At 57.9% G+C, this 24,023-nt stretch carries 17 protein-coding genes; 6 read left to right on the top strand and 11 right to left on the bottom strand.

Annotated features, from left to right (window positions below; translation table 11 throughout):
• The first annotated feature begins 240 nt into the window (after positions 1–240).
• Positions 241–1,266, top strand: a complete 1,026-nt coding sequence (locus tag NLU14_RS13070) for an NADP-dependent oxidoreductase (protein ID WP_275707210.1) — start codon at positions 241–243, stop codon at positions 1,264–1,266.
• Positions 1,267–1,292: 26 nt separating this feature from the next.
• Here the strand turns inward: NLU14_RS13070 and NLU14_RS13065 are convergent, their stop codons facing one another.
• From NLU14_RS13065 to NLU14_RS13040, 6 genes are read right to left on the bottom strand one after another with little or no spacing between them, the layout of a single operon-like run.
• Complete coding sequence (locus tag NLU14_RS13065; protein WP_420845066.1) at positions 1,293–2,258, bottom strand: NAD(P)H-quinone oxidoreductase; 966 nt, start codon at positions 2,256–2,258, stop codon at positions 1,293–1,295.
• 32 nt (positions 2,259–2,290) lie between these two features.
• Positions 2,291–3,412 carry a tRNA-queuosine alpha-mannosyltransferase domain-containing protein gene (locus tag NLU14_RS13060; protein WP_275707207.1) on the bottom strand — a complete coding sequence of 374 codons (1,122 nt, stop codon included), beginning with the start codon at positions 3,410–3,412 and terminating at the stop codon, positions 2,291–2,293.
• Positions 3,413–3,427: 15 nt separating this feature from the next.
• On the bottom strand, positions 3,428–5,158 hold the full coding sequence (locus NLU14_RS13055; protein ID WP_275707205.1) for a sugar phosphorylase: 1,731 nt from the start codon (positions 5,156–5,158) through the stop codon (positions 3,428–3,430).
• Positions 5,159–5,183: 25 nt separating this feature from the next.
• The gene (locus tag NLU14_RS13050) at positions 5,184–6,404 is read right to left on the bottom strand and encodes a glycosyltransferase family protein (RefSeq protein WP_275707203.1); all 1,221 of its coding nucleotides are present in this window, start codon (positions 6,402–6,404) and stop codon (positions 5,184–5,186) included.
• Between the two features lie 30 nt (positions 6,405–6,434).
• Positions 6,435–7,238 (bottom strand): HAD-IIB family hydrolase, encoded by an 804-nt coding sequence (locus NLU14_RS13045; RefSeq protein ID WP_275707201.1) that lies wholly within the window; start codon positions 7,236–7,238, stop codon positions 6,435–6,437.
• 11 nt (positions 7,239–7,249) lie between these two features.
• Positions 7,250–8,197: a hypothetical protein gene (locus NLU14_RS13040; protein WP_275707199.1), complete on the bottom strand. Its 948-nt coding sequence runs from the start codon at positions 8,195–8,197 to the stop codon at positions 7,250–7,252.
• 116 nt (positions 8,198–8,313) lie between these two features.
• Here NLU14_RS13040 and NLU14_RS13035 point away from each other — a divergent pair, with 116 nt between their 5' ends.
• Positions 8,314–9,768, top strand: coding sequence for a protein adenylyltransferase SelO (locus tag NLU14_RS13035; protein WP_275707198.1), 1,455 nt, complete (start codon positions 8,314–8,316; stop codon positions 9,766–9,768).
• Between the two features lie 15 nt (positions 9,769–9,783).
• On the opposite strand, the gene NLU14_RS13030 is transcribed toward NLU14_RS13035, so the two are convergent.
• The gene (locus NLU14_RS13030; RefSeq protein WP_275707196.1) at positions 9,784–11,298 is read right to left on the bottom strand and encodes a fumarate hydratase; all 1,515 of its coding nucleotides are present in this window, start codon (positions 11,296–11,298) and stop codon (positions 9,784–9,786) included.
• A 183-nt stretch (positions 11,299–11,481) separates the two neighbouring features.
• Between NLU14_RS13030 and NLU14_RS13025 the strand changes: the two genes are divergently transcribed.
• Both NLU14_RS13025 and NLU14_RS13020 read left to right on the top strand, forming a co-directional pair.
• Positions 11,482–12,255, top strand: coding sequence for an enoyl-CoA hydratase (locus NLU14_RS13025; protein WP_275707194.1), 774 nt, complete (start codon positions 11,482–11,484; stop codon positions 12,253–12,255).
• Between the two features lie 295 nt (positions 12,256–12,550).
• Complete coding sequence (locus NLU14_RS13020; RefSeq protein ID WP_275707192.1) at positions 12,551–15,439, top strand: hypothetical protein; 2,889 nt, start codon at positions 12,551–12,553, stop codon at positions 15,437–15,439.
• 134 nt (positions 15,440–15,573) lie between these two features.
• Here the strand turns inward: NLU14_RS13020 and NLU14_RS13015 are convergent, their stop codons facing one another.
• On the bottom strand, positions 15,574–18,219 hold the full coding sequence (locus tag NLU14_RS13015) for a penicillin acylase family protein (RefSeq protein WP_275707190.1): 2,646 nt from the start codon (positions 18,217–18,219) through the stop codon (positions 15,574–15,576).
• A 212-nt stretch (positions 18,220–18,431) separates the two neighbouring features.
• On the opposite strand from NLU14_RS13015, the gene NLU14_RS13010 reads away from it, so the two are divergent.
• Positions 18,432–19,400, top strand: a complete 969-nt coding sequence (locus tag NLU14_RS13010) for a GGDEF domain-containing protein (RefSeq protein ID WP_275707188.1) — start codon at positions 18,432–18,434, stop codon at positions 19,398–19,400.
• A 28-nt stretch (positions 19,401–19,428) separates the two neighbouring features.
• On the opposite strand, the gene NLU14_RS13005 is transcribed toward NLU14_RS13010, so the two are convergent.
• Complete coding sequence (locus NLU14_RS13005; RefSeq protein ID WP_275707186.1) at positions 19,429–20,547, bottom strand: CaiB/BaiF CoA transferase family protein; 1,119 nt, start codon at positions 20,545–20,547, stop codon at positions 19,429–19,431.
• Between the two features lie 177 nt (positions 20,548–20,724).
• On the opposite strand from NLU14_RS13005, the gene NLU14_RS13000 reads away from it, so the two are divergent.
• Positions 20,725–21,744: an AraC family transcriptional regulator gene (locus NLU14_RS13000; RefSeq protein WP_275707184.1), complete on the top strand. Its 1,020-nt coding sequence runs from the start codon at positions 20,725–20,727 to the stop codon at positions 21,742–21,744.
• Here NLU14_RS13000 and NLU14_RS12995 read toward each other — a convergent pair.
• On the bottom strand, positions 21,729–22,595 hold the full coding sequence (locus NLU14_RS12995; RefSeq protein WP_275707182.1) for a hypothetical protein: 867 nt from the start codon (positions 22,593–22,595) through the stop codon (positions 21,729–21,731). The two genes, NLU14_RS13000 and NLU14_RS12995, sit on opposite strands and share 16 nt — an antisense overlap.
• Before the next feature lie 5 nt (positions 22,596–22,600).
• Complete coding sequence (locus NLU14_RS12990) at positions 22,601–24,019, bottom strand: DNA recombination protein RmuC (RefSeq protein WP_275707228.1); 1,419 nt, start codon at positions 24,017–24,019, stop codon at positions 22,601–22,603.
• Positions 24,020–24,023 lie beyond the last annotated feature (4 nt).

Below are 24,023 nucleotides of genomic sequence, written 5' to 3'. Positions count from 1 at the left end.
AGGTCTTTGGGGAGTTGGCCAAGGGTGGCCGTGAACTGCAGTCCGGTTGCCTGGGGCATGTCTTCGGTCCCTGAAGATGTCTGGAATTTGAGTCAATCTACAAACGGCTCGTCCTGAGCTTCGGTGATTATAACGATCAGACAGCAGAATGTAACCCCACATCCCCAAAGCCGGGATGTTGACCTCAAAACGATTCTCCTGCACCCTAATCTGGTTTCATTACGCAACCGGAGATAACTTGTGAGCAACACTACCAATCGAGCGGTGATTCTTAATCAGCGCCCACAGGGCGAAATTCAGGAAGGCGACCTGGTGCTGGAAGAGCGCCCGATACGAAAGCTAAAGGATGGCGAGGTGCTGGCCAAGGTGCTTTGGCTATCGCTGGACCCGTACATGCGCCCCCGCATGAACGACGCCAAGGGTTACATGGATCCGATTGGTATTGGGGAAGTGATCGTTGGCGAGAGCATTGCACGCATTGTGGAATCCCGCTCAGACGATCTGAAAGTCGGCGATCTGGTGACCTGCTACTCCGGTTGGCAGGAATACGTGGTGTTCCCGGGCAATGCCGAAATGGTTTACAAAATTGACCAGAAAGAAGGCGTGCCTCTTCAGGCTTACCTCGGTGTGGCTGGCATGCCCGGGCGCACCGGTTACTGTGGCCTGATGTACGTGGGTAAGCCGAAAGCCGGTGAAACGGTGGTGGTTTCCGCAGCCTCTGGCCCCGTCGGAACCGTGGTTGGCCAGACGGCGAAGAAAGAAGGCTGCCGTGCAATCGGTGTGGCGGGCGGCCCGGAGAAGTGCCGTTATGTGGTGGAAGAGTTGGGCTTCGATGCCTGCGTGGATTACAAGGCCGGTAACCTGGAAGCCGACCTGAAGGCGGCCTGCCCGGATGGCATCGACATCTACTTCGAGAACGTGGGTGGCGCCGTAACCCGCGCCGTGGCACCCTTGCTGAATCCCGGCGCACGTGTGCCCATCTGTGGCTTCGTGTCAGCCTACAATGCGGAAGACATGAGCTCGGTGGAAACACCTTTCCATGTACTCAAGGCCCTGGACCCGGTACCGGAGCACCGCTTCTTTCTGGTGACGGAATGGCAGGACAAGCATCAGGAAATCACTAACATCCTTGCCAACCGCGTTGCCTCTGGCGAACTCAACTATCGCGAGACCATCGCGGAAGGCCTGGAAAACGCCACGGAAGCCTTCAAGGGCATGCTGAAAGGCAAGAACTTTGGCAAACAGCTGGTGCACATCGCCGACTGATCCCGAAAGCCTCCAGGGACGGAGGTCTACCCGGCCACCTGCAGCAACACCTTCCCGATATTCCGGTTCTCTGCCACATAGGCCATGGCTTCACCGGCCTTTTCGATAGGCCAGGAACTGTCGATGACAGGGTCAATCTGCCGGGCGCTGAGCAGCGGCCATACGTGCTGGTACAGAGCGCTCATTACGTCGCCCTTGTCTGCCACTGGCCGTGAGCGCAGGGTCGATCCGATCAGGCGATGCCGTTTCATCAGCATCAGCCCCAGATCCACTTCCGCCATGCGACCGCCCATCAGGCCGATGAGTATGATCCGGCCGTCCACATTCAGTACTTTCTGGTCTTCGGCGATGTAGTTGCCACCCACCGGGTCCAGCACCATATCCACCCCACCCCAGGATTTTACGGCATCGACAAACGAGCCGTCCCTGCGATTCCAGACACCGCTGGCACCCAGCTTTCGGCAGGTTTCCAGTTTCTCGGCATCCCCTGCAGTGGCAAACACAGGGTTACCCAGAGCGGTCGCCAACTGGATAACGGCGGTACCCAGGCCGCTGGCAGCGGCGTGAACCAACACCTTTTCGCCGGGCTTGAGGGCGGCTTCGTGATACAGGTTCAGCCACGCGGTGGCAAACACTTCCGGAATCGCCGCTGCCTCTTCCAGGCTGTACCCTTTCGGAATCGGCAATACCTGAACCGCCGGCACCACCACGTGGGTGGCGTAACCGCCGCCGGTAAGCAGGGCACAGACTTCGTCTCCGGGCTTGAGGTGATTCACGCCCTTCCCCACTTCCGAGATGGTTCCGCTGACTTCCAGGCCCAGGATGTCCGACGCGCCAGGCGGTGGCGGGTACACACCGGCTCTCTGCATCAGGTCCGCACGGTTGATGGCGGTCCATGCAATATCAATAGCCACATGATTTTCGGGCACTTCGGAGGGGATGTCGTACGCCTCCCAACTCAATGTGTCGCCACTAACCTTGATGGCTCTCATCATCTGCATTTACTCCGTGTTTTGGGTCTGGCTCAGGATACCGTCAGCGGGCCCAAGGTTGCACTGATCACTTTGTAATATTTCTTTTGCAGTTTGCTGAGCCGCCAGGCTTGCGGTGCACAGGGTTCTGGCGGTTGATGCAATAGCCGGCTCAGAAGGCCGGCCGCTGCCTCGGCTTCCGCCGCCGGGTCATCCGTATGGCCGGCGTATCGCTGCGCAGCCGGCACATACTCGGGATAAGCCAGGCGATCGGGAGCCAGCGCCATGCAACCGGAGGCCATGGCTTCCAGCATGGACAACCCCTGAAAATCATGGAGCGCGGTGGAAATGACCACATCGGCTTCCGACAGCAGGTCATCATAGTCCGCCCGGCTATTCAGGTACCCCCAGTTTACAACGCGCTCCCGGTGCCGCTCGTGTATCTGGCCAAAAGTCTCCGGCTGACTACGGAACTGCTCACCCACCACGCTGAGCCGGAAGTCCTGGCCTGCGTCCACCAGGGCATCCAGCATTAACAGTAACCGGTCCGGCGCCTTGTCGTATTCCCAGCGATGGTTCCAGAGCAAATGAGGACACTGCCGGTTGAAGGCGCTGCCTCTTTCAAGAAATAACCGGTCTTCAATGGGCACCGGTACAACATGGGACTTTTCACGAATACTATGGATCAGGCCGTCAGGAAGCCCATCTGGCATCTTCTCCAGGAAACGGTAGGCGCCCACCAGAAAGCTGTCCCGATTCCAGGCGCTGTTGAATAGCACCTGATCCGCAGCAACAGCACTGTACAGGTTGACGATCTTGGGTTCGGCGCTGGAGTGCTGCCGGCCGGAGTCCGGGTAGGCGAACTGGTTCTCGTGCATGTAGAGAATCGTGGGCGTGCGCGACAGATGGGGATGAAACCCCTTCAGGGACGCCAGATCCACCATGGAAGTGACAATCAGCAGGTCATAACTGGCCTGGAGTGCCGGTTCCTGCAGCCAGGTCAGTGCGTTGCCGCGAATCCGCCAGCGGAAAAACCGGGGCGGAAGGGCCAGAACCTCCCAATGGAAATCGGGCTGGCTGGCGACCAATTGCTCACGCCAGCGTTTGTGGCTGCCGGCATCGTAGGCGGATAAGAGCAGGATGCGGGGTTGATGGTTTGGAAGGTTCGATGACATCCGTGCATTCTGCCATCATTCCCGGTTGGACAACCACACACTTTGATAGGGTTTGAGGGTCAGGCTGCCGGACAGGTCGTCGATCTTCAGGCCGGATATCAGGTCCCGCCACTGGTCAGTGCCGATCAAATTGATGTCACCAAGAGACACCTGCTGGACCACGTCGGTGATGTTGTGGATACAGAAGATGGACTGGTCCCGGCGCATGCTCTGGCGCCAGAAACCGAACAATTGCAGCCCCAGGTGCAGGGTGAACTGGGTGGCATTGGGGTGGAAAGCGGGCTGCTTGCGGCGAATGGCAATCAACCGCTTGAGCTCAGTGAAGACCTTGTGATGATGGCTCAGGGGGTCCGCCAGCTCTGCCTCCAGCCGGTCCAGGTTCCACTGGCCACGGTTAATTGAGCGCAGCCGCCCGGTGTTCTCCACCCGCTCATGATCGTTCTCGGTGCCCAGCAGGCTGTGAATATAGAACGCGGGAATGCCCTCCAGGGCCAGCATGATGGTGTGGGCGCAGATAAACCGGTGCAGTTGCCAGTGATCCGCGCCCCGTTCCGCGGTTCCCTTCAGCGCATCAAACAGTGCCACGTTCATTTCATAGGGCTGGTCTTTGCCGTCTGGCGTGCGCCGGTAGGACACCTTGCCCCCGAAAGATTCCATGGTATTGATCAGCCGCAACTTCTCCTCATCCGTGAGCAAGCCGTCGGTCGGGCGCAAACCGACGCCATCGTGGGAAGCCACAAAGTTGAGGTAGGTGGTGCCCATCTGGGCCGGCGGCATGCTCATCAGCCAGGTTTTCAGGTGCCGGCAGTTACCGGTGACCAGGGTGTTGATCAGCAGTGGCGGCAGTGAAAAGTTGTAGATCACATGGGCTTCGTTGGCGTTGCCGAAATAGGTCAGGTTCTCCCGGTTGGGAACGTTGGTTTCGGTAATGACCACACCGTGAGGCGTGTGATGCTCGATGAGCAGGCGCAGTATCTTGATCAGTTCGTGGGTTTGCTGCAGGTGAATGGAGGGTGTGCCCACCTCTTTCCACAGGAAGGCCACCGCATCCAGCCGGAAGATGCTCACACCACGCTCCAGGTAATAACGGATGATGCCGACAAACTCGTTCAGCACCTGCGGGTTGGCGAAGTTCAGGTCTACCTGGTCTTCGCTGAAGGTGCACCACACGTAACGCTCGCCATCGTCCGTCTGCACCGCATTGAGCAAGGGCGAAGTACGGGGACGAACCACGGCACTCAGGTCATCCGTGGGCCGGGCCTCGAAAAAATAATCCTTGCCGGGATCAATCCGCTTTTTGAAGTTCTCGAACCAGCGGCTGCGGGCCGACATGTGGTTGATGACCAGGTCCGCCATCAGTTTGTAGTTGCCGGCAATGCGTTCGATGTCGTCCCAGTCGCCGTGGGACTCGTTGACGGCCAGGTAGTCCATGACGGAAAAGCCGTCGTCCGAGCTGTAGGGGAAGAACGGCAGGATATGCACCGCCGAGACCGTATCCTTCAGGCAGTCCTCAAGAAACTGGAACAGGGTCTGAAGGGGCTTTTCATTGCTGCGCTGAACCGTGTCCGCGTAGGTGATCAGCATGACATCGGCCTCATCCCAGTTGTTCTGATGGGCCGGTGGCGCGGGGGTGTCCTGCTCCAGCCCCATGGTTTTCAGCAGCTGATCCGCCAGGAAACCCGTATCAATAGCGGGATAGACCACGTCCAGCATGGTGGCGAGCTTGTGGTGCAGGGTGTTGCTCATGGTTAGTGCTCCGGTTCGGTCCGCATCAGCGATATTCCTCGTTATCCAGCTCCACGGCGTCGAGCAACTGTTCCTTGATGTCCGGAATGGCGCTGGTGACGCGGTTCCAGCTTGGAATAAAAGGCGTGTCCATGGGGTTATCCAGGAAATAGGCCCCTGCCCGCATCACATTCTGGGCAAACAGCTCCACCGCCTTCTCTTCCTTGTGGCGATCAAAGTTCAGCCCGTTAATGACGGCATCACTCTGGTAGGTTTCAACAAAATCCAGCGCGATGCGGAAATACGCCGCCTTGATGGTACGGAACTTTTCGTTGGAGAAAATCTCTCCATTGGTGGCCAGCTTGCGGAACAGGGCCTTGCTGATGTCGGTGCTCATCTTGGACAGGCCACGGCTGGCGTCTTCCGGGGATAGCTCCTGGTGCTTGTGGTCGTAGGTGTCGGCAATGTCCACCTGGCACAGGCGGTTGGTGGCGTAATTGCGCTTCATCTCCGAGAGCACGCCCACTTCCAGCCCCCAATCGCTGGGGATGCGCAGGTCGTTGATCACATCGGTACGGAAGGAGAATTCGCCCGCCAATGGGTAGCGGTAGCTGTCCAGATAGTCCAGGAAATCGCTGGGACCGCAGACTTTCTTCAGGGCGCGGATCAGTGGCGTGACCAGCAGGCGGCTGACCCGGCCGTTCATTTTGCTATCCGCCACGCGGGCGTAATAGCCTTTGCAGAACATATAGTTGAAGTTGGGATTGGCCACCGGATAGATCAGCCGGGCCACCAGGTCCCGGGAATAGGTGAGTATGTCGCAATCGTGCAGAGCCACGGATTTGCTCATTCCCGACGCAAGCACATACCCGAAGCAGTACCAGACGTTTCTGCCCTTGCCCATCTCCGTGGGCGCCAGGTTCTGTTCCCGGAGCTGAAGGTCCAGGGCCCGCAGCCTTGGGCCATCGTTCCAGAGTACCCGCACGTGCTGGGGCAATCCGGAAAAGTACTCCAGGGCGTGGCGATACTCCTGCTCATCAGCCCGGTCCAGGCCAATGACGATCTGCTCCAGGTAGGGCACCTTTGCCAGTTCCTTCACAATGTTCTTCAGGGCAGGGCCTTCCAGCTCTGAATACAGCGATGGCAACACCAGTGACATGGGCCGCGCCTTGCGAAAGCTCATCAGTTCCGCTTCCAGCTCTTCCACCGGCCGCCGGCAGAGGTTGTGGAGTGTGGTTATGATGCCGTTCTGATAAAAGTCGCCCATGGTGGAGCTCCCTATTTTCAATACCGGGTTTCAGTAACCGTACTCAATCAGCAAATTCAGTACGCATTCGTTCCAGCCTGCAGGGCCTTCCTTGATGGACCTGATCGCCCTGCTCTGGGAGGGAAGCGATACGCTGTCTGACTGCACGCCTTTCACAATGACCGCAATATCAGCCTCCTCCAGCATGTGTTGGTCGTTGGGGCTGTCACCCAGTGCAATGGCAATCAACCGGTCCCCCGCGTAATGCTCTTGATATTTTTTTAGCAAGAACCGGACCCCATCGGCTTTATCGAAGGTGCCCATGACATGGAGAAAGCGCCCACCCTGCACCAGACGGCAGTTGTGTTCGCCCAGTTTCTGGCGGAATTGGGCCAGTGAATCCTCGTCCCCTTCCCACAAAAGCGGCTCTGTACCTGCTCGGTCCTTCGCCAGTTCTGCTTCTGATTCCGAGAGGTTGGAATGGCTGGCCAGTTCAGCCGGGCTCATGTCGGAGAAACTCCGGAACCGGAAGCCCGCTTCCCGACATTTCCGCAACAGCGCCAGCACTTGCGCCCGCGATGCCCCAAAACTCTGCACCTGCTCGGGGCCCGGTCCAAAACAGTTCGCGGGCACGACCACTGCGGCGCCATTTTCAGCAATAAAAGGGGCGTTATTGCCCAACCGTTCCCTGACGGCGCGGATCTCGCCAGCGGTTTTGCTGGAGTTGAGCACCACCGGGATCTCCGCTGCGGCCAACCGCGCCAGCGCGGGCTTTGCAGGGGACCAGTCATAGTTCTCATGGTCCAGCAAGGTGCCGTCCAGATCAGAAAACAGAAGCAGGCGGGGTTTGGGCATGGCTGTGTCCTCTACTGGCGCTGACGGATCAGCGGTTCACCAAAACTGTGGTCTTCGCCCACGTTGATCACGCAATCCGCCCGGGCCGGCATTTCCTCCAGGCTGGCGCGGGTGATTCGCTCGTAGTGCATGATGAACCGAACAACCTCTTCATCACTCATGATGCGCGATGGCTGTGCGGCACCACTGCGAGCACCGCCCTCTTTTGGTGCGCAGCTCATCCTTTCCCGGAGCTTGTGCTCCTGGAGAGTGCGCCATTGCAGAACGCATTCCATGGAAGGCGCCCGCAACATGATCAGGCTGTCGACCTGGCTGAAGAACCGGCTGTAATCCCCCTTCAGGCAGCGATTGACGTACTGGCGCCAGGTGCCCTCCGGGTCTTCTGACCGCTCCAGTTCGTTGACCGGTTCCATCAGTTCCTCGTCACTCGCCGCCGGTACTGCCCCCATGCACCAGCCCTCGACCAGGATCACCTCCGCCCTACCCCGGAATACCGGCCATTGGTATTGTTGGCTGCGGTCGTCACGGGATTTGTCGAAGGCGGGGATGGGTGTTTCGGTGCCTGAGTCGGCGGCTTTCAGTTGGTCGATGACCTGCTGGCCCAGGGCGATATCATGGGTGCCGGGAACGCCCCGGGTAATAAACAGCGGGTGTACGTCCTCTGCCAGTCTTTCCCGTTCGGCGCGGGTGAGGTAGAGGTCGTCCAGGGAGAAGCTGGCGGTGGGGATGCGGTAATGCTTCGTCAGCAGTTCCCTGAGGAATACCGTCAGGGTGGATTTTCCGGTGCCCTGGGCGCCGTGAATGCCAATGACGATGGGCCCGGCCCGGTCCTGTCGGAGGCTGTGGAGGTGTTGGGCCAGGGGGAGGATGGTCTTTTTGACGGTGTCGGCATAGGCGTCCGGGAGGGATTCCTGGTTGATCAGGGTTTTGATGGTTGTGGTCAGATCGGGTGCGGACACGATGTTGGTTCCCTGTTGGTTTGTTTTTGGTTTTGCAGGTTTTATACCAATTGGAGTATAGGTGTTGGAAGCCAGTGTGTTTGGTGTGAGCTTGGGTTATCTGGGACACTAGTGTTATGAGCAGCAACAGTTTTAAAGTCGAGCATCGCTACCTTGAGCTACCGGACAGTTTCTATACCCGGGTGCAGCCAACGCCGTTGAAGGACGCGCGGATGGTGTGTTTTAACCATGGTCTGGCCACGGAGATGGGATTTCATTCGGAGAATCCGGAGGACTGGACCGGTGTGGGTGCGGGAACGGGGCTGCTTGAGGGGATGGATCCGGTGGCCATGAAGTACACGGGGCATCAGTTCGGGATGTATAACCCGGAGCTGGGTGATGGCCGTGGGCTGTTGTTGTGGGAGACGGTGGGTCCCGACGGGCGGCGTTGGGACTGGCATTTGAAGGGGGCGGGGATGACGCCCTATTCCCGGTTCGGGGATGGCAAGGCGGTGCTGCGATCGACCATTCGGGAGTATTTGTGCAGTGAGGCGATGGCGGCGTTGGGGATTCGTACCACGCGGGCGTTGTTTATGGTGAGTGCGAAGGACCCGGTGCGGCGGGAGTCGATTGAGACAGCGGCGGCGCTGATGCGGGTGGCGGAGACGCACATCCGTTTCGGGCATTTCGAGTTTGCGGCGCATCATGAGGGCGAGGAGGCGCTGAAAACCCTGATGGAGCATGTGATTGCCCTGCACTTCCCTCACCTGATCGACCTGCCGGAGGACGAGCGTTACCAGCGCTGGTTTGTGGAGGTGGTTGAGCGCACGGCGCGGATGATCGCGGACTGGCAGGCGGTGGGGTTCTGCCACGGGGTAATGAACAGCGACAACATGTCGATCATCGGGGATACCTTCGATTATGGCCCCTACGCGTTCCTGGATGATTTCGACGCCGGTTACATCTGCAACCATACCGATCAGGGTGGCCGTTATGCCTACAATCGCCAACCCAATATCGGCTTCGTGAACTGCCAGTACCTGGCGAACGCACTGCTTCCCGTGATGAAGGAAGACGATGTGCGGCGGGGGCTGCGGCGTTACGAGGTTGCCTACAACGAACGTTTCCTGCAAAACATGCGGGACAAGCTGGGGCTGGCTCTTGAGGACGAGTCCGATCTGGGGCTGATCATGGAGACCTTCAGCATGCTGCACGAGCACCATGTGGACTACACCCTGTTCTTCCGGGGACTGTCCAACCTCACATCGAAAGGTTCTTCGCCGATCCGGGATCTGTTCGTGGATCGCAGCGTGGCGGATGAGTGGCTGGAGCGTTACGAGCGCCGTCTGCAGTCAGAAACCCGCGCCCATGACGAGCGGGAATACCAGATGCGCAAGGTGAACCCGAAGTACATCCTGAGGAACTACCTGGCCCAGCAGGTGATTCTGGAAGCGCAGAACGGTGACTACAAGCCGATGAAGGAACTGCTGGAGGTGTTGGAAAAGCCGTTCGATGAACAGCCGGAGTTCGAAGAGTACGCGGCGCCTCCCCCGGACTGGGGGAAGCACCTGAACATCAGTTGTTCGTCGTAATCCCGATTAAGCGTGTCAGACCGCCTTGGCGGCAATGATCTTCTCATGCCACTCGGCCGGGCCGGTCTGGTGGACGGAGGAGCCTTTTGAGTCCACCGCCACGGTAACCGGCATGTCTTCCACCTCAAACTCGTAGATGGCTTCCATTCCCAGCTCTTCGAACGCAACCACTTCCGCGTGCTTGATGGCCTTGGACACCAGGTAGGCAGAGCCGCCAACCGCCATCAGGTAGACAGCGTCAAACTCGCGAATGGCGTCGATGGCCACCTGGCCGCGCTCGGCTTTGCCGATCATGCCGGTGAGGCCGGTTTTCTCCAGCATGGTGCGGGTGAACTTGTCCATACGGGTTGCTGTGGTGGGGCCAGCGGGGCCGACCACTTCCTCGCGCACCGGGTCGACCGGGCCCACGTAATAGATGAAGCGGCCTTTCAGGTCCACTGGCAGCTCTTCACCGCGCTCGATCATGTCCACCATCTTCTTGTGGGCAGCGTCGCGGCCGGTCAGCATCTTGCCGGAGAGCAGCACGGTTTCGCCCGGCTTCCAGTCCTTCACGTCTTCCGGGGTGACCGTATCCAGGTTCACGCGGCGGACGCTGTCACCCACCTCCCAAGTGATTTCCGGCCAGTCTTCCAGGCTCGGCGGCGTTTGCAGTGAAGGGCCGGAGCCGTCCAGCACGAAGTGGGCGTGGCGGGTGGCGGCGCAGTTGGGAATGATGGCCACCGGCTTGTTGGCGGCGTGGGTGGGGTAATCCTTCACTTTTACATCCAGAACCGTGGTCAGGCCACCCAGGCCCTGGGCGCCGATGCCCAGCTCGTTGACCTTTTCAAACAGCTCCAGGCGCAGCTCTTCTGAGCGATTGGAGGCGCCACGGGCCTGAAGGTCGTGAATATCAATCGGATCCAGCAGGGATTCCTTGGCCAGTTCCATCGCCTTCTCGGCGGTACCGCCGATCCCAATTCCCAGCATACCCGGCGGGCACCAACCAGCACCCATTTGCGGAACCATTTTCAGCACCCACTCCACCACCGAGTCAGAGGGATTCAGCATGGCGAATTTGGATTTGGCTTCAGAACCGCCGCCCTTGGCAGCGACGTGAACGTCCACAGTATTACCGGGCACAATCTTGTAATGGATGATCGCGGGCGTGTTGTCCTTGGTATTGGTGCGCTTGCCGTCCGGATCCGCCAGGATAGAGGCGCGCAGCACGTTGTCCGGGTGCATATAGGCCCGGCGAACGCCTTCATTAATGATGTCGTCCAGCGCCATGTCAGCGTCCCACTGCACGTCCATACCCACCGTCACGAACACCGTCACAATGCCCGTGTCCTGGCAAAGCGGCCGTTTACCCTGGGCACACATGCGGGAGTTGATCAGTATCTGCGCCATCGCATCCTTGGCTGCCTGAGACTCTTCCTTCTGATAGGCCTCGTACACTGCCTGAATAAAATCTTTCGGGTGGTAGTAGGAAATGAACTGCAGCGCGTCCGCTACGCTCTCAATCAGGTCGTCCTGGCGGATTACGGTGGTCATAGGCGTCTCATCAGGTCTGGTTTATAGATAGGGGTTCTCAAACAGGAGCGCGAAGTTTACCAGAAAATCCAAAAACGAGGGATCAGACGGACGGCCAAGGTTTTTGGCGGGAATCTTGGCTAAACGGTCCCGAAAAAATGTAACATCGCTGCCATCTTCGAAGTAAACACCGCAGGAGACACCGTGACCAACCTCGTCCTCACTGAAAAGAACAATCACATTCTTACCGTCCGCATTAACCGCCTGGACCGCAAGAACGCCCTCACCCATGACATGTACACCGCCCTCGGCGATGCCATTGAACAGGCCCGGGACGACAGCGACATTCGTTGCATCCTTTATACCGGCAGCGAAGACTGCTTCACCGCCGGCAACGACCTGGGCGATTTTGCCGCTGGCCTGCCGGGTGAATTTGAAGACACCCCCGTCGGCCGGTTCCTGTTCCTGCTGGCCACCACCAACAAACCCATTGTCGCAGCGGTAAATGGCCCGGCCGTGGGCATTGGCACCACCATGCTGCTGCACTGTGACATGGTGTTCGCGGGCAACAACACCCGCTTCCAGATGCCCTTTGCCAACCTCGGCCTGTGCCCGGAAGGTGGCTCCAGCCTGCTGCTGCCCTCCTGGCTCGGTCGGGTACGCGCCGCAGAGCTTTTGATGCTGGGTGGTGCCTTCACTGCGGACGACGCCTTGCGCATGGGCCTGATCAACCAGGTGTGCGACCCGTCACAAACCGAAACCACAGCCCTGGAAGCGTGCGCAGGGCTTGCAGCCCAGCCACCGGCTGCCGTCCGTGCCACCCGTGAATTGCTGAACCGGGCCAACGGCGAAGAGCTCAAAACAGCCATGCTGGCCGAAGGAAAACTGTTCGCAGAACGCCTGAAATCCCCGGAAAACGCCGAAGCCATCAAGGCCTTCACGGAGAAGCGGAAACCGGACTTCTCGAACTTCAGCTAGGCTGGCTACCGGCGCCCTGGGGGAACTCGACAAACGCCCCAGGGCCAACTATTTTTCAATGAAGCCGAACTCCGACCGTGCGGGTGGGCTCCCAATGGTCAGAATCACACTTTAGAGCGATCAACTGTTGCCTTACTGCCGCTATAGTCAGAGTTACAGAAATTGGCACAGAGCGCTGGCCAGAATTTCAGACAACAGCTAAGCAAACCAGGCCACTGACAACGGGTTTACCGGGCCAGACCGGCCCCGTCAGCTGCCGAACATAACGACACAACAACAGGAAAAGGTTCCACCCATGTTCAAGAAAACTCTAATAAGTCTTGCCGTGGCTTCTTCCGTTGGACTGACAGGCTGCTTTGACAGCGCTGGTTCAGGGTCCAGTAATGCGAATCCCGATTATCAGATCAGCAATCCAGAAACCGATGGTAGGACCTGGCCACTGTTCAATCCGATTACAGGTGACCTTCCGATACCAAATGACCTGATATTCCGTTCAGACAACCCGGCCACCACAATCAGCGAAGCCGACGGTTCCTTCAGCGTTGCAGACTCATCACCGCCCGTGACAACTGCACTGAATCAACTCAGTGGCGCGTCGACCGTTGCACCGCCGGTGGTTCAGTTCAACGGACAAATTGATGCTGATTCCGTGGATTCAAGAGCCTTTATTTTTGCGGATCCGAACGATCCAACCAGCCTGATTCCAAACCCGAACCAAAACGTTTTCCTGATTGAACTCCAGTACGCAGGCGGCGACCCAGTCCGAGGTCTTGGTGCGGGTGAATCACCCACCATTCCTCTGGCCATCACTGCACAGGTGGCCGCTGGTGCAGCGCCCCAAGACCTGAGTGGCCGCGACCAGGCACAGGCAGGTGCTTATCTGGGAAGCCTTGCGCAATCTCCGGACTATGTTGCTGAAGTCGTGACTCTGGACGGCGACTCAGCTATCCGAATCAACCCGACCAAGCCTCTCAACCCGTTCAAGCGCTACATCGTTGTAGTGACAAACGAAGTGCTGGACATTAACGGTGATCCGATTATCAGTTCACCGTTGTATACCGACGTGTCTGATCCAGATGCTGTCCTGGGCAACCCGACTGCTTTGGCACCGGTACGTCAAATCGTTGACGGCTTCTGGGAGAAAGTCGCCGCCAGCTTCTTTGGTGTTCCGAACCAGGCACGCCCGGGCAACGCCCTTACTGAAGACGACATTGCGATGTCTTACAGCTTCACGACATCCAACGATCAGCGCGTTCTGCAATACATTGCTGATCCAAAGGCATTCTTCAAGGAGACCATCCTTGGTTCGGTTCGCTTCGACGCCGTCACTGACGCACGTGAAGGTGGAGAAACCGATTTCTTCGCTCTCTACACCATTGGCAACAATGCCGTAGCGGCTGCTGATACAACCGCCGATGCGCAGGCTGACGGGTTGGTTGGTGCCTTCACCACAGCAAACCTTTTACCGACACCGGAAGATCAGAGCTCTACGGCCAGCTTTGGAACACCACAAGACGTAACCCAGGTCTCCGCCGTTGCCGGCCAGTTTGTGGATTTCGGCCAGGTGAATCTGGTTCAGGGTACAATCGACCTGCCCTATTACCTCGGCGTGCCAACCGGCTCTTCCGATGCAGAAGGCTCAGTCATTAACACCCAAAGCTGGACCGCCAATGCGGCTCTGGCCGCGGCTGCCGGAGATCAGTTGGGTGTTTCACTGGCCCAATCAAATCCGACCGTCAGCCAGGTTGTTAACTATCGTTTCCCGTTCCCGGCTGAAACCCAGAAAGTTACCGTGCCGATTATGGTCTTCTACCCGGCTGGCTACGATGGCAGCACGCCGTTGGAAACTGTCATGTACATGCACGGCATTACCACCGACCGCAGCGCTGCGCTTACCTTTGGTAGTGCGTTGGCCCACAACTCTCAAGTGGCCGTGGTCGTCATTGACCAACCGCTCCACGGTGTTACTCCGTTCAGCACAGCTGATCAGGAAGGCCTGGCCGAACAGCTGCTGGCCTCCGGTCAGGAAGGCGGACTACCTGCCTCTCTGGCGCCTTCAGAAGCCAATATCGATGCAGTGATCGCGGGTCAGATCGCGGTAGGCTTTACTGCAGGTGCACTCAGCGTGGATGCAGCAACCGCCAGCACTGTCGTGACCGCGGTTGTGGGTGGCGGTTCAACCGCAGACTTTGGCGTCCCGGCAGATCAGGCACCGCTTCTGGACGCAGCCATTCGGTCTTTACGCTCTTTTGAGAACACCGTCGCAAACGCCGGCTCAACGGTTCCCGGTATTGCCAAGACCGAGAACGAGCGCCACTTCGACTTCACCGCAAACGCTGCGAATATGCCGACTGCGATGACTGCAACCTCTGGTGAGTCTGGAAGCCTGTTCATCAACCTGACCAACTTCACGAACTCACGTGACAAGAACCGTCAGGCCATTGTGGACTTGCTGAACGTTCGCGCCTCCCTCGGCGGGCTGGACTTTGACGGCACGGCTGGCGCCGATCTCGACGCAAGTAGCGTCTACTTCGCAGGTCACTCTCTGGGCACCATTGTCGGCGCACCGTTTGTTGCGGTTGCCAATGAGAGCAGCAACCCGGACGACGACATCGTTGCGGCCCAGCTCCTCACTCCGGGCGCTGGCATTGTCAGATTGCTTGAGAACTCTCCGGCCTTCGCCCCCCAGATTCTGGGTGGGCTCCAGGCCGCGGCCGGTCTTGAGCAAGGTGACGCAAACCTGGAAACGTTCTTCAACGTATTCCAGGCCGCACTGGACTCTGCAGATCCGATCAACTTTGCAGCTAGCCTGAATGCCTCTGGTAGCCCGGTATTGCTGTCACAGGTAAACGGCGATCAGGTCATCCCGAATGACCCTCTAGCCAACCCTCTGGGTCGGGCATTTGACGCTTATCTGTCCGGTACTGAGCCTTTCGCGGAGCTTCTCGGAGCAACGGCCGTTACTGGTAGCGGAACACCGATTCCTCTGGACAACGCCGCTATCACCCGCTATCTCGCCGGCACTCACGGCACTCCTGTCCTGCCCCAGGGTGGGGAACTGGATGTAAGGGTGTTCACGGAGATGGTCACCCAGACCGCCACAGTGATAAGTGCAATGGGAACAGCGGTCGTTCCTGACGCCGGAACGGATCCTGATATTACTGAGATCGTCCAACAAGACTGAAGACTTAAGTAGATATAGAAAGGGGTGGCAGAGGCCACCCCTTTTTTGTTCCTTGATTTCCATGGACACAGTAAAAGCGCGGGCAAATTCAATCTGCCCGCGCTCGCACTATCACCTCTTCTTGGCAACCACCATCAATTGGTGATCGTTATTTCTCCATTGGCCAAGAGGTTGGCCTCGATGTCCGCCTCATCAAACCAGAACTGGCGATAATCCTCTTCAGAATACCGCAGGCTCTGGTCATTGAAATGGGTCGAATCTGAATCAGACGACTGCGAGTAGCTTGTCAGCCCGTAGGCCACTGGCCCCTGCTCTGTAAACTCCAGGCCGAAGTGCCAGCTTGTGCCTCTGGCCATCTGCCATCCCTCACCAGACTGGTCGGAGAGCCCTGCGGTGTTGGAGATAGTGTTAGGAGCAATCCTCGGAAAGACCGTGTCTTCTGCAACCGGGCTCGTCACGACACCAATCGCATTAAAGGCACCATCAATGGAGCCATCCCCACCATGCCATGGAAACGGATTACCAAGAGTTATTGGTGTGCCGCCCGGTGGAACACCACCTGTAGGCTGGTAGTACTGAACGTCTCCCAGAGGTGAGTCGTAGGCAATATTGACGGAATCAAGAGCCTCCAGACCATCCGCCAGCGCAATCAACATGGTATCGTCAGCGGTTCCGGCATTGGCTGCCGAGGGGGTTGACGGTGTCGCGACGGGATCGGCTGCGTCGAACGGCACAGTTAGATCCGTCCCGAAGTCCTCCCGGTAATTGGCAATAAACACCCTGAATACGTGAGCACCAACGCTGTCGGTGTTGTAAACACCGTCCCAGCTCTGCAGCACGTCACATGCCGTATCGACAGTGCGCGTACCTCCAGCAGACAGGTTGACGGGGGTCGCTCCGATCGCTGTGCATCGAGATCTGAGCTCCTCCAGGAACATATCCGTGTACCAGGTACGGTTGTTGTAGATGACTTCGATGAGATCAATGGCCCCGAACTTTCCATCCTGACCCGCCGGTGCGCGATCAGCGAAACCGGCATCCATCGGATTCTGCAGCATCGAGATCCCGATGCGGGTCCGCGGGTTGAGCGGAGTCTCCTCAGAGCCGAAGAGCGGCGAGAAGCCCGTCAGAAACTGATCCGGGTTGGTCGACCAATAGCTGTCATTGGAGTTCTGAACCCAGTCCGTACGGACCATCTGGGGACGTTGCTCGAACGGTACGAGACCGCTGCACTCCCCTTCAACCCAATCATCGCGGGATTTGCTGCCGTCCAGTAGGGTCAGACCATTGTTGAACAACTGATTGTAGCCGGCATTGACCGCACGTTTGAAATCCACCACCGCAAGCGCAGCACCCGAGAGGTTTGGCACGGAACTGCTGTCGATGTAATAAGCGTTACCCTGATCGTCGGCGTAGGTGGTATTGGTCCAGAACGTTGTGCCACAGTTTTCAAAAACAGCCTGGAACTCATCCAGATTGGATGCCCTGCTCATCTGCAACCACGTATCGAGCAGCTTTTCAGTACTGGCATTGGCATCCCGATAGGTATATGCCGTTCCGCTGGCCCCCCAGGCCGGGAGAGCACCGCCGGTGACCGCATCCGCGGCCAGCATCGGGCCATACTCAGAGAAGTAGAAGGTCTTCTCCAGCACCAACGGTGTCGGCCCGCCCGTGTTCACCTCAATCTGATAGGTCTCGGAGGTGATCGGCTTCTCCACGCCATCCTTTATATAGGTGAAGTTGTCACCGTCCTTAAGGGTGAGTTCGTAAAGCGTGAATCGACGACTGGTGGTTACGGTATGAGACCAGGCCAGATTCTCATTGAAATTGATCAATGGAATGGCCGTGCCCAGCAGGCCTGCGCCATTGGTGTTCAGATACCCCGGAACGGTCAGTTGAACCTGGTAGAGCCTGCGATGCCCTGTGTAGGGAAAATGTGGGTTGGCCAGTAAAGCGCCTTTGCCCTGCTCCGACATGTCGCCGCCAATACCCCAGGCATTACTGCCCAGACCGATGTCCTGGAAGTCGGTCTGGCTTGAGGCTCCTATGCGGGCGTTCGCCACCATACGCTTCAGGTCACTTTCCTGTTTTTGGCCCTTAGTGCCAGTTATGTTTGCTACCGGCGTTGGCAGGGGCGATTCGCCATCCGGCACGGCAACGAATACGGCTCCGGTGGCAAACAGCGCGCCACTGGCATACTGGCCAACGATGCGATAGTGCGCAAACAGGTCTACCGGGGTGATCTCCTTCACCCAGGGTTGATCGCGGCATTCTCCCGGTAGATCACCTGGCGGTGTTTCGTTCACGTACTTGTTATAACCGGCAGTAAAGCCCTCAATCATGGCGCGGGTTTCCGCACTCAAATTGGGATATTCCTCTTCAGCTCCACTGAGTATCTTCTGTGCTTTGTAGCTAAAATCGTTGATGATGTTGATATCATTGGGCCCGGGGCCGAAATACTTGGCCCGTTCGCTACGGGCCTTGACGATGGCCTCTGCAAGCAAACAAACATTGTCTTGGGTCTGAGCATAACCGGCGCCAAACGCCGCAGAAGCAAGGTCATCCGCCTTCACATGCGGAACCCCGTTGGTTGTCCTCCTTATCGTTGCCTCAAATTTGCCGTCCGCCGGGAAAAGCTTTTCGTTCACGGAACTACCGGAATCCGAAGAGCTGCTACCATCGAAGCATCCTGCAATCAGAAAGCTGCTGGCCAGCGCTACTCCGGCAGCTTTCAATGCGCCTTTTTCAGCGCTCCTGAAAGGTTTGCGAAGCGATTTCATAGTTGTTTATCCATTGTGATTGTTATGAATGAGCCAAAGGTGACTCACTCTCACAAATTAGCAGACAAACCAACGCACCGCTAAGAACTGAGGGGAGATTCATTTTTATTCGGATGGCATTATGATTTATTTCACATATCCTTATTAAACGGCATGTCACTATCCATGCTGCGCCCGGTCGAATTCACCACCGAAATGCCAATAAGAAGCCCATGAGTGATTCCGAAAACGCCCAGATAACGGGTTCAACGTCAGATGCCGTAAACCGTGAGCAGAAGCTTCGCCTTCGGCGACTTGCCATGTCGTTTGCCTCGTACATGGTAACGTTCAGTATTGTGGTGTATTGCTGGGTACAGGGCATGATTTCGCTGAGGGTGGCAGGGGAATTCCTGGTGTTCAGCCTCCTGATTAACGGCACTGTCTGGTATCTGATTCACACTGGCCGCAATCTGAAATTCCGCGATCCCAGCATGACATCCGTGCAGATGATCGTTTCGCTGCTCCCCGCTCTCTGGGTGATGGCATTTCTTGATGCGGGCCAGGCCCGCGCTGTGTTCCTGCTGATTGCCATTGTGCCCATGCTCTACGGCATCCTCGCCCTGACGACGCGCCAGTTTGTTGTGGTGGGGCTCTGGTTTTTCGCTTTCTATGGTGTCCTCCACCTGGGCTTATGGCTGTATCGACCTGAAGTGCTCAACAGTGAGCTGGAAATCCTGCAAACCGTTGCCTTTGCCCTGGTGATGGCGGAAATCACAGTCATTGGCGGCTTTATCAGTAGCCTCCGGGGCAAGCTGCGGCAACGCAACCTTGAACTGGGCGAAGCCATGGAGCAGATCCGGGAGCTGGTAAACGTGGATGCCCTGACCGGTGTCTACAACCGCCGTCGGTTGTTCGAGGTGATATCCGAGGAATGCAATCGGTACAGCCGGATGCCGGGCTCGTTTTCCATCTGCCTGATGGATATTGACCACTTCAAGGCGGTGAATGACACTTACGGGCACCAGGCGGGGGATGCGATCCTGCAGGCGGTGGCCCGCTCGGTGACGGAAGGGCTGCGAGCGATCGACTGCTTCGGCCGTTATGGTGGGGAGGAATTCCTGCTGGTGCTGCCTCAGACGCCACTCGAAGGCGCACGGATCAGGCGCTGTATGCAGCGAAAGCCGATGGCCGCAATAATGTAAAACTGGCTCCCGCACCAACCGAGGCCTCTCAGAAATCGTCGTTATCCGCCCCCAATACGCGCCCAGTGTAGAGACTTTCACAGGGCGTCACACTGAACTTGATCGGGTGCCCGATCTGCTTCTGGGTAGCTCCATCTCCTTTCGCCACGTCAATCACCATATTGCGTGCTTTCATTTGCGGGTGCCCGGCTGCCTCGGTGATCGTCAATACAGGTTCAACGCAGGCGTCCACGCCTGAGAAAACATTCTCCCATTCTTCCAGCGTCTTCTGGGCAATGGCGGCTTTCAGTGCTTCTCGTATCGTCTGCTGGTGTTCCGGCTTCTGGCTGAGAGCGAAGCTTTTCATTTCGGGAATATCGAGGGCATCGCACAGCCGGTCGGAGAACTGGGGTTCCAGGCTGCCGACGGACAGCCAGCGGCCATCACTCGTCTGATAATAGTCATAGAAGGTGCCACCATTGAGCATGGAGCTTTCCGGCTTCTGTTCCTGGCCTCCTGCCAGTGCGGCTGCTCCAGCCATACCGTTCATGGCAAAGGCCGCATCGGTCATACTGATGTCGATGTACTGCCCTTCTCCGGTTTGCTGCCGGTGAATCACCGCCGCCAGGACACCCATAACGGCATGGTGCGAACCGCCAGCCACGTCAGCCACCTGAATGCCCAGCGGGGGTGGTCCGGTCTCCTTGCGGCCACAGTGGCTGGACACACCGGCCAGCGACAGGTAGTTGATATCGTGCCCGGCACGGTCTTTATAGGGGCCGGTCTGGCCGTAGCCGGTGATGGCGCAGTAGATTAGCCTGGGGTTGATGGCTTTCAGGGTTTCGTAACCAATGCCAAGCCGGTCCATCACGCCCGGTCGGAACTGTTCGATCACAACGTCGTAGTTCTTCACCAACTGTTTGACCAGGTCTGCACTGCCTTCCTTTTTCAGGTCGAGGCCAAGAGAGCGTTTACCCCGGTTCAGAAAAGTGTGGGAGGTGCTCACGCCGTCTTCCAGTGGGGGCATGACACGGGTAAGGTCCAGACGACCGGGGGCTTCCACTCGCAACACATCCGCGCCCATATCCGCCAGCAACATGGTGGCGTAGGGGCCGGGCAGCAGTGTGCTGAAGTCCAGAACCTTGAGGTGGCTTAGCGGGCCAGGCATGCAATACTCCTTTTCGGTTGTTATGACAGCCTGATGCTGCCCTGTTTTCCCCGCCGGGCCAACTGCCGGTTCCATCAATCCAATTGGCCATTTCTTCCAGCTTGCAGCCGGTGTGGTGGTTGCATTGTACCCGGGGGGTTTTATGATGGGCTTCGTTCAGCAAGGATAAAGGATGACATGTCGGAACTCACCGTTTCCAGACACTTCGTGGAAGCCGCGCTGGTTGGCGCCGAAAGGGCCGGGCTTGATACCCGGGCCATGCTGCGTGAGGCCGGAATTTCACCGGACCTGCTCCGGATCGAGATGGCCCGCGTCAGTAGCACCCAATACAGCCGGCTGATGCAGGTCACGTGGAACGCGATGGGAGATGAGTTCATGGGCCTGGGCCCGCGACGCTGCCGCACCGGCACCTTTGCGACCATGTGTGCGCTGGTGATTGACTGCCCTAACCTGGAAGCGGTTTACCGCCAGGCGTTCGAATTCTGCCGTTTGTTCGACCCCATGGTGGCCATGGAACTGGAGGTAGAAGACACCGCCGCCCGCCTGGTCACGGTGATCGAAGGGGATATCCACGACCCGATGCACTTTTTCCGGGAAAGCATCCTGGTGATCTGGCACCGGCTGGGCAGTTGGCTGATTGGGCAACCGGTGGAACTTCTGAAGGCGGAGTTCAGTTACCCTCGCCCGCCCCATGGTGACGAATACCGGCATATATTCCATTGCCCGCTGTCGTTCGAAGCCAACGAGACGGCGCTGACGTTCGACAAGCGATTTCTTCAGGCGCCGGTGATTCGCGACAGGTCGGAGATGCGGCAGTTCCTGAAAACCTCACCGGCCGACCTGCTGTCGCGGCCGGATGAGAGCAACACCTTTACCGGCCGCATCCGTGCCCTGATTGGCCGTGACTTTGCCCGCTCCCTGCCCGATTTCGAGTGGATTGCAGCGGAATTGCATACCAGCCCCCAGACCCTCCGCCGCAGGCTGAAGCAGGAAAACACTTCATTTCAGGAGATCAAGGATCTGTTACGTCGGGACATGGCCATTTACTACCTGTCCCGGCCGGACCTGCCGATTAATGATATTGCGTTTCGGGTCGGATTTACCGAGCCTTCCACGTTTCATCGCGCCTTCAAAAAGTGGACAGGCGTCACCCCCGGGGCCTATCGCGAGGGTGAACGGGGTCAGTTGCGGGACTGATCCGGGCTTTGCATAGTCCGGATCAGGCGACCAAGGGTACGGGCAATTTCTTCCGCCCGTTCACGGTCCTGGCTCAGCTTCATCAACCGGGAACCGTCTCGCGGGTCATAAATCCAGCAACTGACCGTAGAACTTTCGCAGTTCCACTCAATCTGCGGATTAACACCAAACACGCCCAAGGATTCGGTGGTCCTGACGACGCGGCCGCCTGATTCACGACGAGATTCCTGAATACTGATGATGTCATTGCGTTTATCGATCCGATAGGACACATCCGCAGGACGGTCCAACCGTACAACTCGCTGGTCTTCCCGCCAGCCCGCAACGTCCAGGAGCGTATTGGCATGGATAACCAATGCTTCGGCGTTTGAGTCCGCGAGATAGAGTTCCCTCAACTTCTCCAGCGATTGATCGCCGGCCGGCTCGATAATCGCTACCTGTTCCGATGTACCGGCCCCACTGCCATTAGCACTCACACTCTCCTGCTGACGTGCCTTCTCGACATCGGTTATCAGCTTGAGTGCGTCGGTATAATGCTGGCCTTCACTTCCAGCAAGGCTGACATACTTCTCCAGCGCAGCTTGCGCTTCATTGTAATGGCCAGACTCCAGCATCACGCGGCCACGGAAATAGAAATAGTCCGCCGGCTTCGCCCCTTCCAGTTGCTGTAAACGATTCAGGTACTCCCCCGCCTCGCCCCAGCTCTCTGCGGTCACAGCCTCTTCGGTGGCGAGCATCAATCGACGGGTCTCGTGTTCAGGCTCCAGGGCATAAACCTGACCGGCCACCAGTAGCGATGCCAATACAAGGCCGCGCACTGAACTACGCCCGACTCGGGTTATCTTCACCATTTCTCTTACTCCTGCTGGTTTTCCCGCTCGGTGTCTTCGTCCACCGGGGGCTGTACCGGATCACTGGTGTCGTCGCCACCATCGGCATCCACTTCCGCCTGATCCATAATCGCTTTCGGGAGTTCTTTTTTAACACGAACGCCCAGCTCCACAAAGCGGTTGGCTTGCGATATCAGGTTCCCCCGACCACGGGTGAGCGTGTTCATCGCTGAATCGTACGTGCCCTGGGCGGTGTGCAACTGGCTTCCCAGTTTTTCCATCGCCTCTACAAAGACCCGCAATTTGTCATACACGGCACTGGCCCTGTCGGCGATCCGGCGCGCATTCTGGCTTTGGCGCTCGTACCGCCAGATATTCTCGATGGTACGCAAGGTGGCCAGCAAGGTGGTTGGTGTAACCACGATAATCTTCCGCTCAAATGCTTCTGCGAATAGGTTCTCGTCCTGCTGAAAAGCGGCCACAAAGGCAGGTTCGATCGGCATGAACAGAAACACGAAATCCGGTGAATGCAGGCCGTGCAGCTGGCTGTAGTCCTTTTCGCTGAGTGTGCGTATGTGGTTGCGCACCGCTTCGACATGCTGTCGAAGCGCTTCCTCCTTGGCCGATTCGTCTTCTTCCGTGGCCCATTGCTGATAAGCCAGCAGGGAAACCTTGGAATCCACCACAAGATTGCGCTTGTCCGGCAGGTGAACGATGACGTCCGGGCGCAACAACTGGTTGTCATCGTCGCGGTAGCTGCCCTGAGTCTCGTACTCGATTCCCTTACGCAAACCGGAGCGTTCGAGCACGCGCTCAAGAATCAATTCACCCCAGTTGCCCTGGATTTTTTTATCGCCCTTAAGAGCCTTGGTCAGGTTGGAGGCTTCTTCGGTGATCTGGCGATTCAGTTCCTGCAGGGACTTGATCTCACTTCTCAGTGCCTGGCGATCCCGGGTTTCACTGGTGTAAACATCTTCCACCCGCTTGCGGAAATCCTGCAGTTGATCCCGGAACGGGTTCAGCAGGGTGTCAATGCTTGTGCGGGTCTGCTGGCTGAAGCGTTCGCTTTTCTGCTCGAAGATGCGGTTGGCGAGGTTCTCGAACTCCTGCTTCAGTGCATCCCGGTTACGCTCGAGCAGTTCCAGTTTTTCCGTTGTTGAGCGGCGCTCCTTGTCCAGTGTGACTTCCTGCTCACGCAGGGCAACCCTGGCGTCACCAAGCTCACGGGACAATTCATCGGCTCGTTGCTGCTGGGATTTTCTTTCTGTTTCCAGTTGCTCAATCCGCGCCAACCGGGACTTGCTTTCCGACTCCAGCCCGGCCACCTGGTTTTCCAGGGTTGCCGCCCGTTGTCGCCATTGCTCGGTGTCGAGGCCGGCCTGGTCAAGCTTTGTTCTCTCGTCTTCAAGTGCCGCTTCAAGCTGCGCTGAGCGTTGCTGGTCCATTGCC

Source organism: Marinobacter iranensis (assembly GCF_029207565.1).
GTDB classification, from domain to species: Bacteria; Pseudomonadota; Gammaproteobacteria; order Pseudomonadales; family Oleiphilaceae; genus Marinobacter; species Marinobacter iranensis.
Note: the sequence above shows the minus strand (reverse complement) of the source record. Positions and strands in the feature narration are given on the sequence as shown.

What these genes read in the sequence shown, in the direction of transcription:
- NLU14_RS13065 (WP_420845066.1), bottom strand. Translation starts at nt 2,258, where the DNA reads ATGAGAGCCATCAAGGTTAGTGGCGACACATTGAGTTGGGAGGCGTAC.
- NLU14_RS13060 (WP_275707207.1), bottom strand. Translation starts at nt 3,412, where the DNA reads ATGTCATCGAACCTTCCAAACCATCAACCCCGCATCCTGCTCTTATCC.
- NLU14_RS13055 (WP_275707205.1), bottom strand. Translation starts at nt 5,158, where the DNA reads ATGAGCAACACCCTGCACCACAAGCTCGCCACCATGCTGGACGTGGTC.
- NLU14_RS13050 (WP_275707203.1), bottom strand. Translation starts at nt 6,404, where the DNA reads ATGGGCGACTTTTATCAGAACGGCATCATAACCACACTCCACAACCTC.
- NLU14_RS13045 (WP_275707201.1), bottom strand. Translation starts at nt 7,238, where the DNA reads ATGCCCAAACCCCGCCTGCTTCTGTTTTCTGATCTGGACGGCACCTTG.
- NLU14_RS13035 (WP_275707198.1), top strand. Translation starts at nt 8,314, where the DNA reads ATGAGCAGCAACAGTTTTAAAGTCGAGCATCGCTACCTTGAGCTACCG.
- NLU14_RS13030 (WP_275707196.1), bottom strand. Translation starts at nt 11,298, where the DNA reads ATGACCACCGTAATCCGCCAGGACGACCTGATTGAGAGCGTAGCGGAC.
- NLU14_RS13020 (WP_275707192.1), top strand. Translation starts at nt 12,551, where the DNA reads ATGTTCAAGAAAACTCTAATAAGTCTTGCCGTGGCTTCTTCCGTTGGA.
- NLU14_RS13015 (WP_275707190.1), bottom strand. Translation starts at nt 18,219, where the DNA reads ATGAAATCGCTTCGCAAACCTTTCAGGAGCGCTGAAAAAGGCGCATTG.
- NLU14_RS13010 (WP_275707188.1), top strand. Translation starts at nt 18,432, where the DNA reads ATGAGTGATTCCGAAAACGCCCAGATAACGGGTTCAACGTCAGATGCC.
- NLU14_RS13005 (WP_275707186.1), bottom strand. Translation starts at nt 20,547, where the DNA reads ATGCCTGGCCCGCTAAGCCACCTCAAGGTTCTGGACTTCAGCACACTG.
- NLU14_RS13000 (WP_275707184.1), top strand. Translation starts at nt 20,725, where the DNA reads ATGTCGGAACTCACCGTTTCCAGACACTTCGTGGAAGCCGCGCTGGTT.
- NLU14_RS12995 (WP_275707182.1), bottom strand. Translation starts at nt 22,595, where the DNA reads ATGGTGAAGATAACCCGAGTCGGGCGTAGTTCAGTGCGCGGCCTTGTA.
- NLU14_RS12990 (WP_275707228.1), bottom strand. Translation starts at nt 24,019, where the DNA reads ATGGACCAGCAACGCTCAGCGCAGCTTGAAGCGGCACTTGAAGACGAG.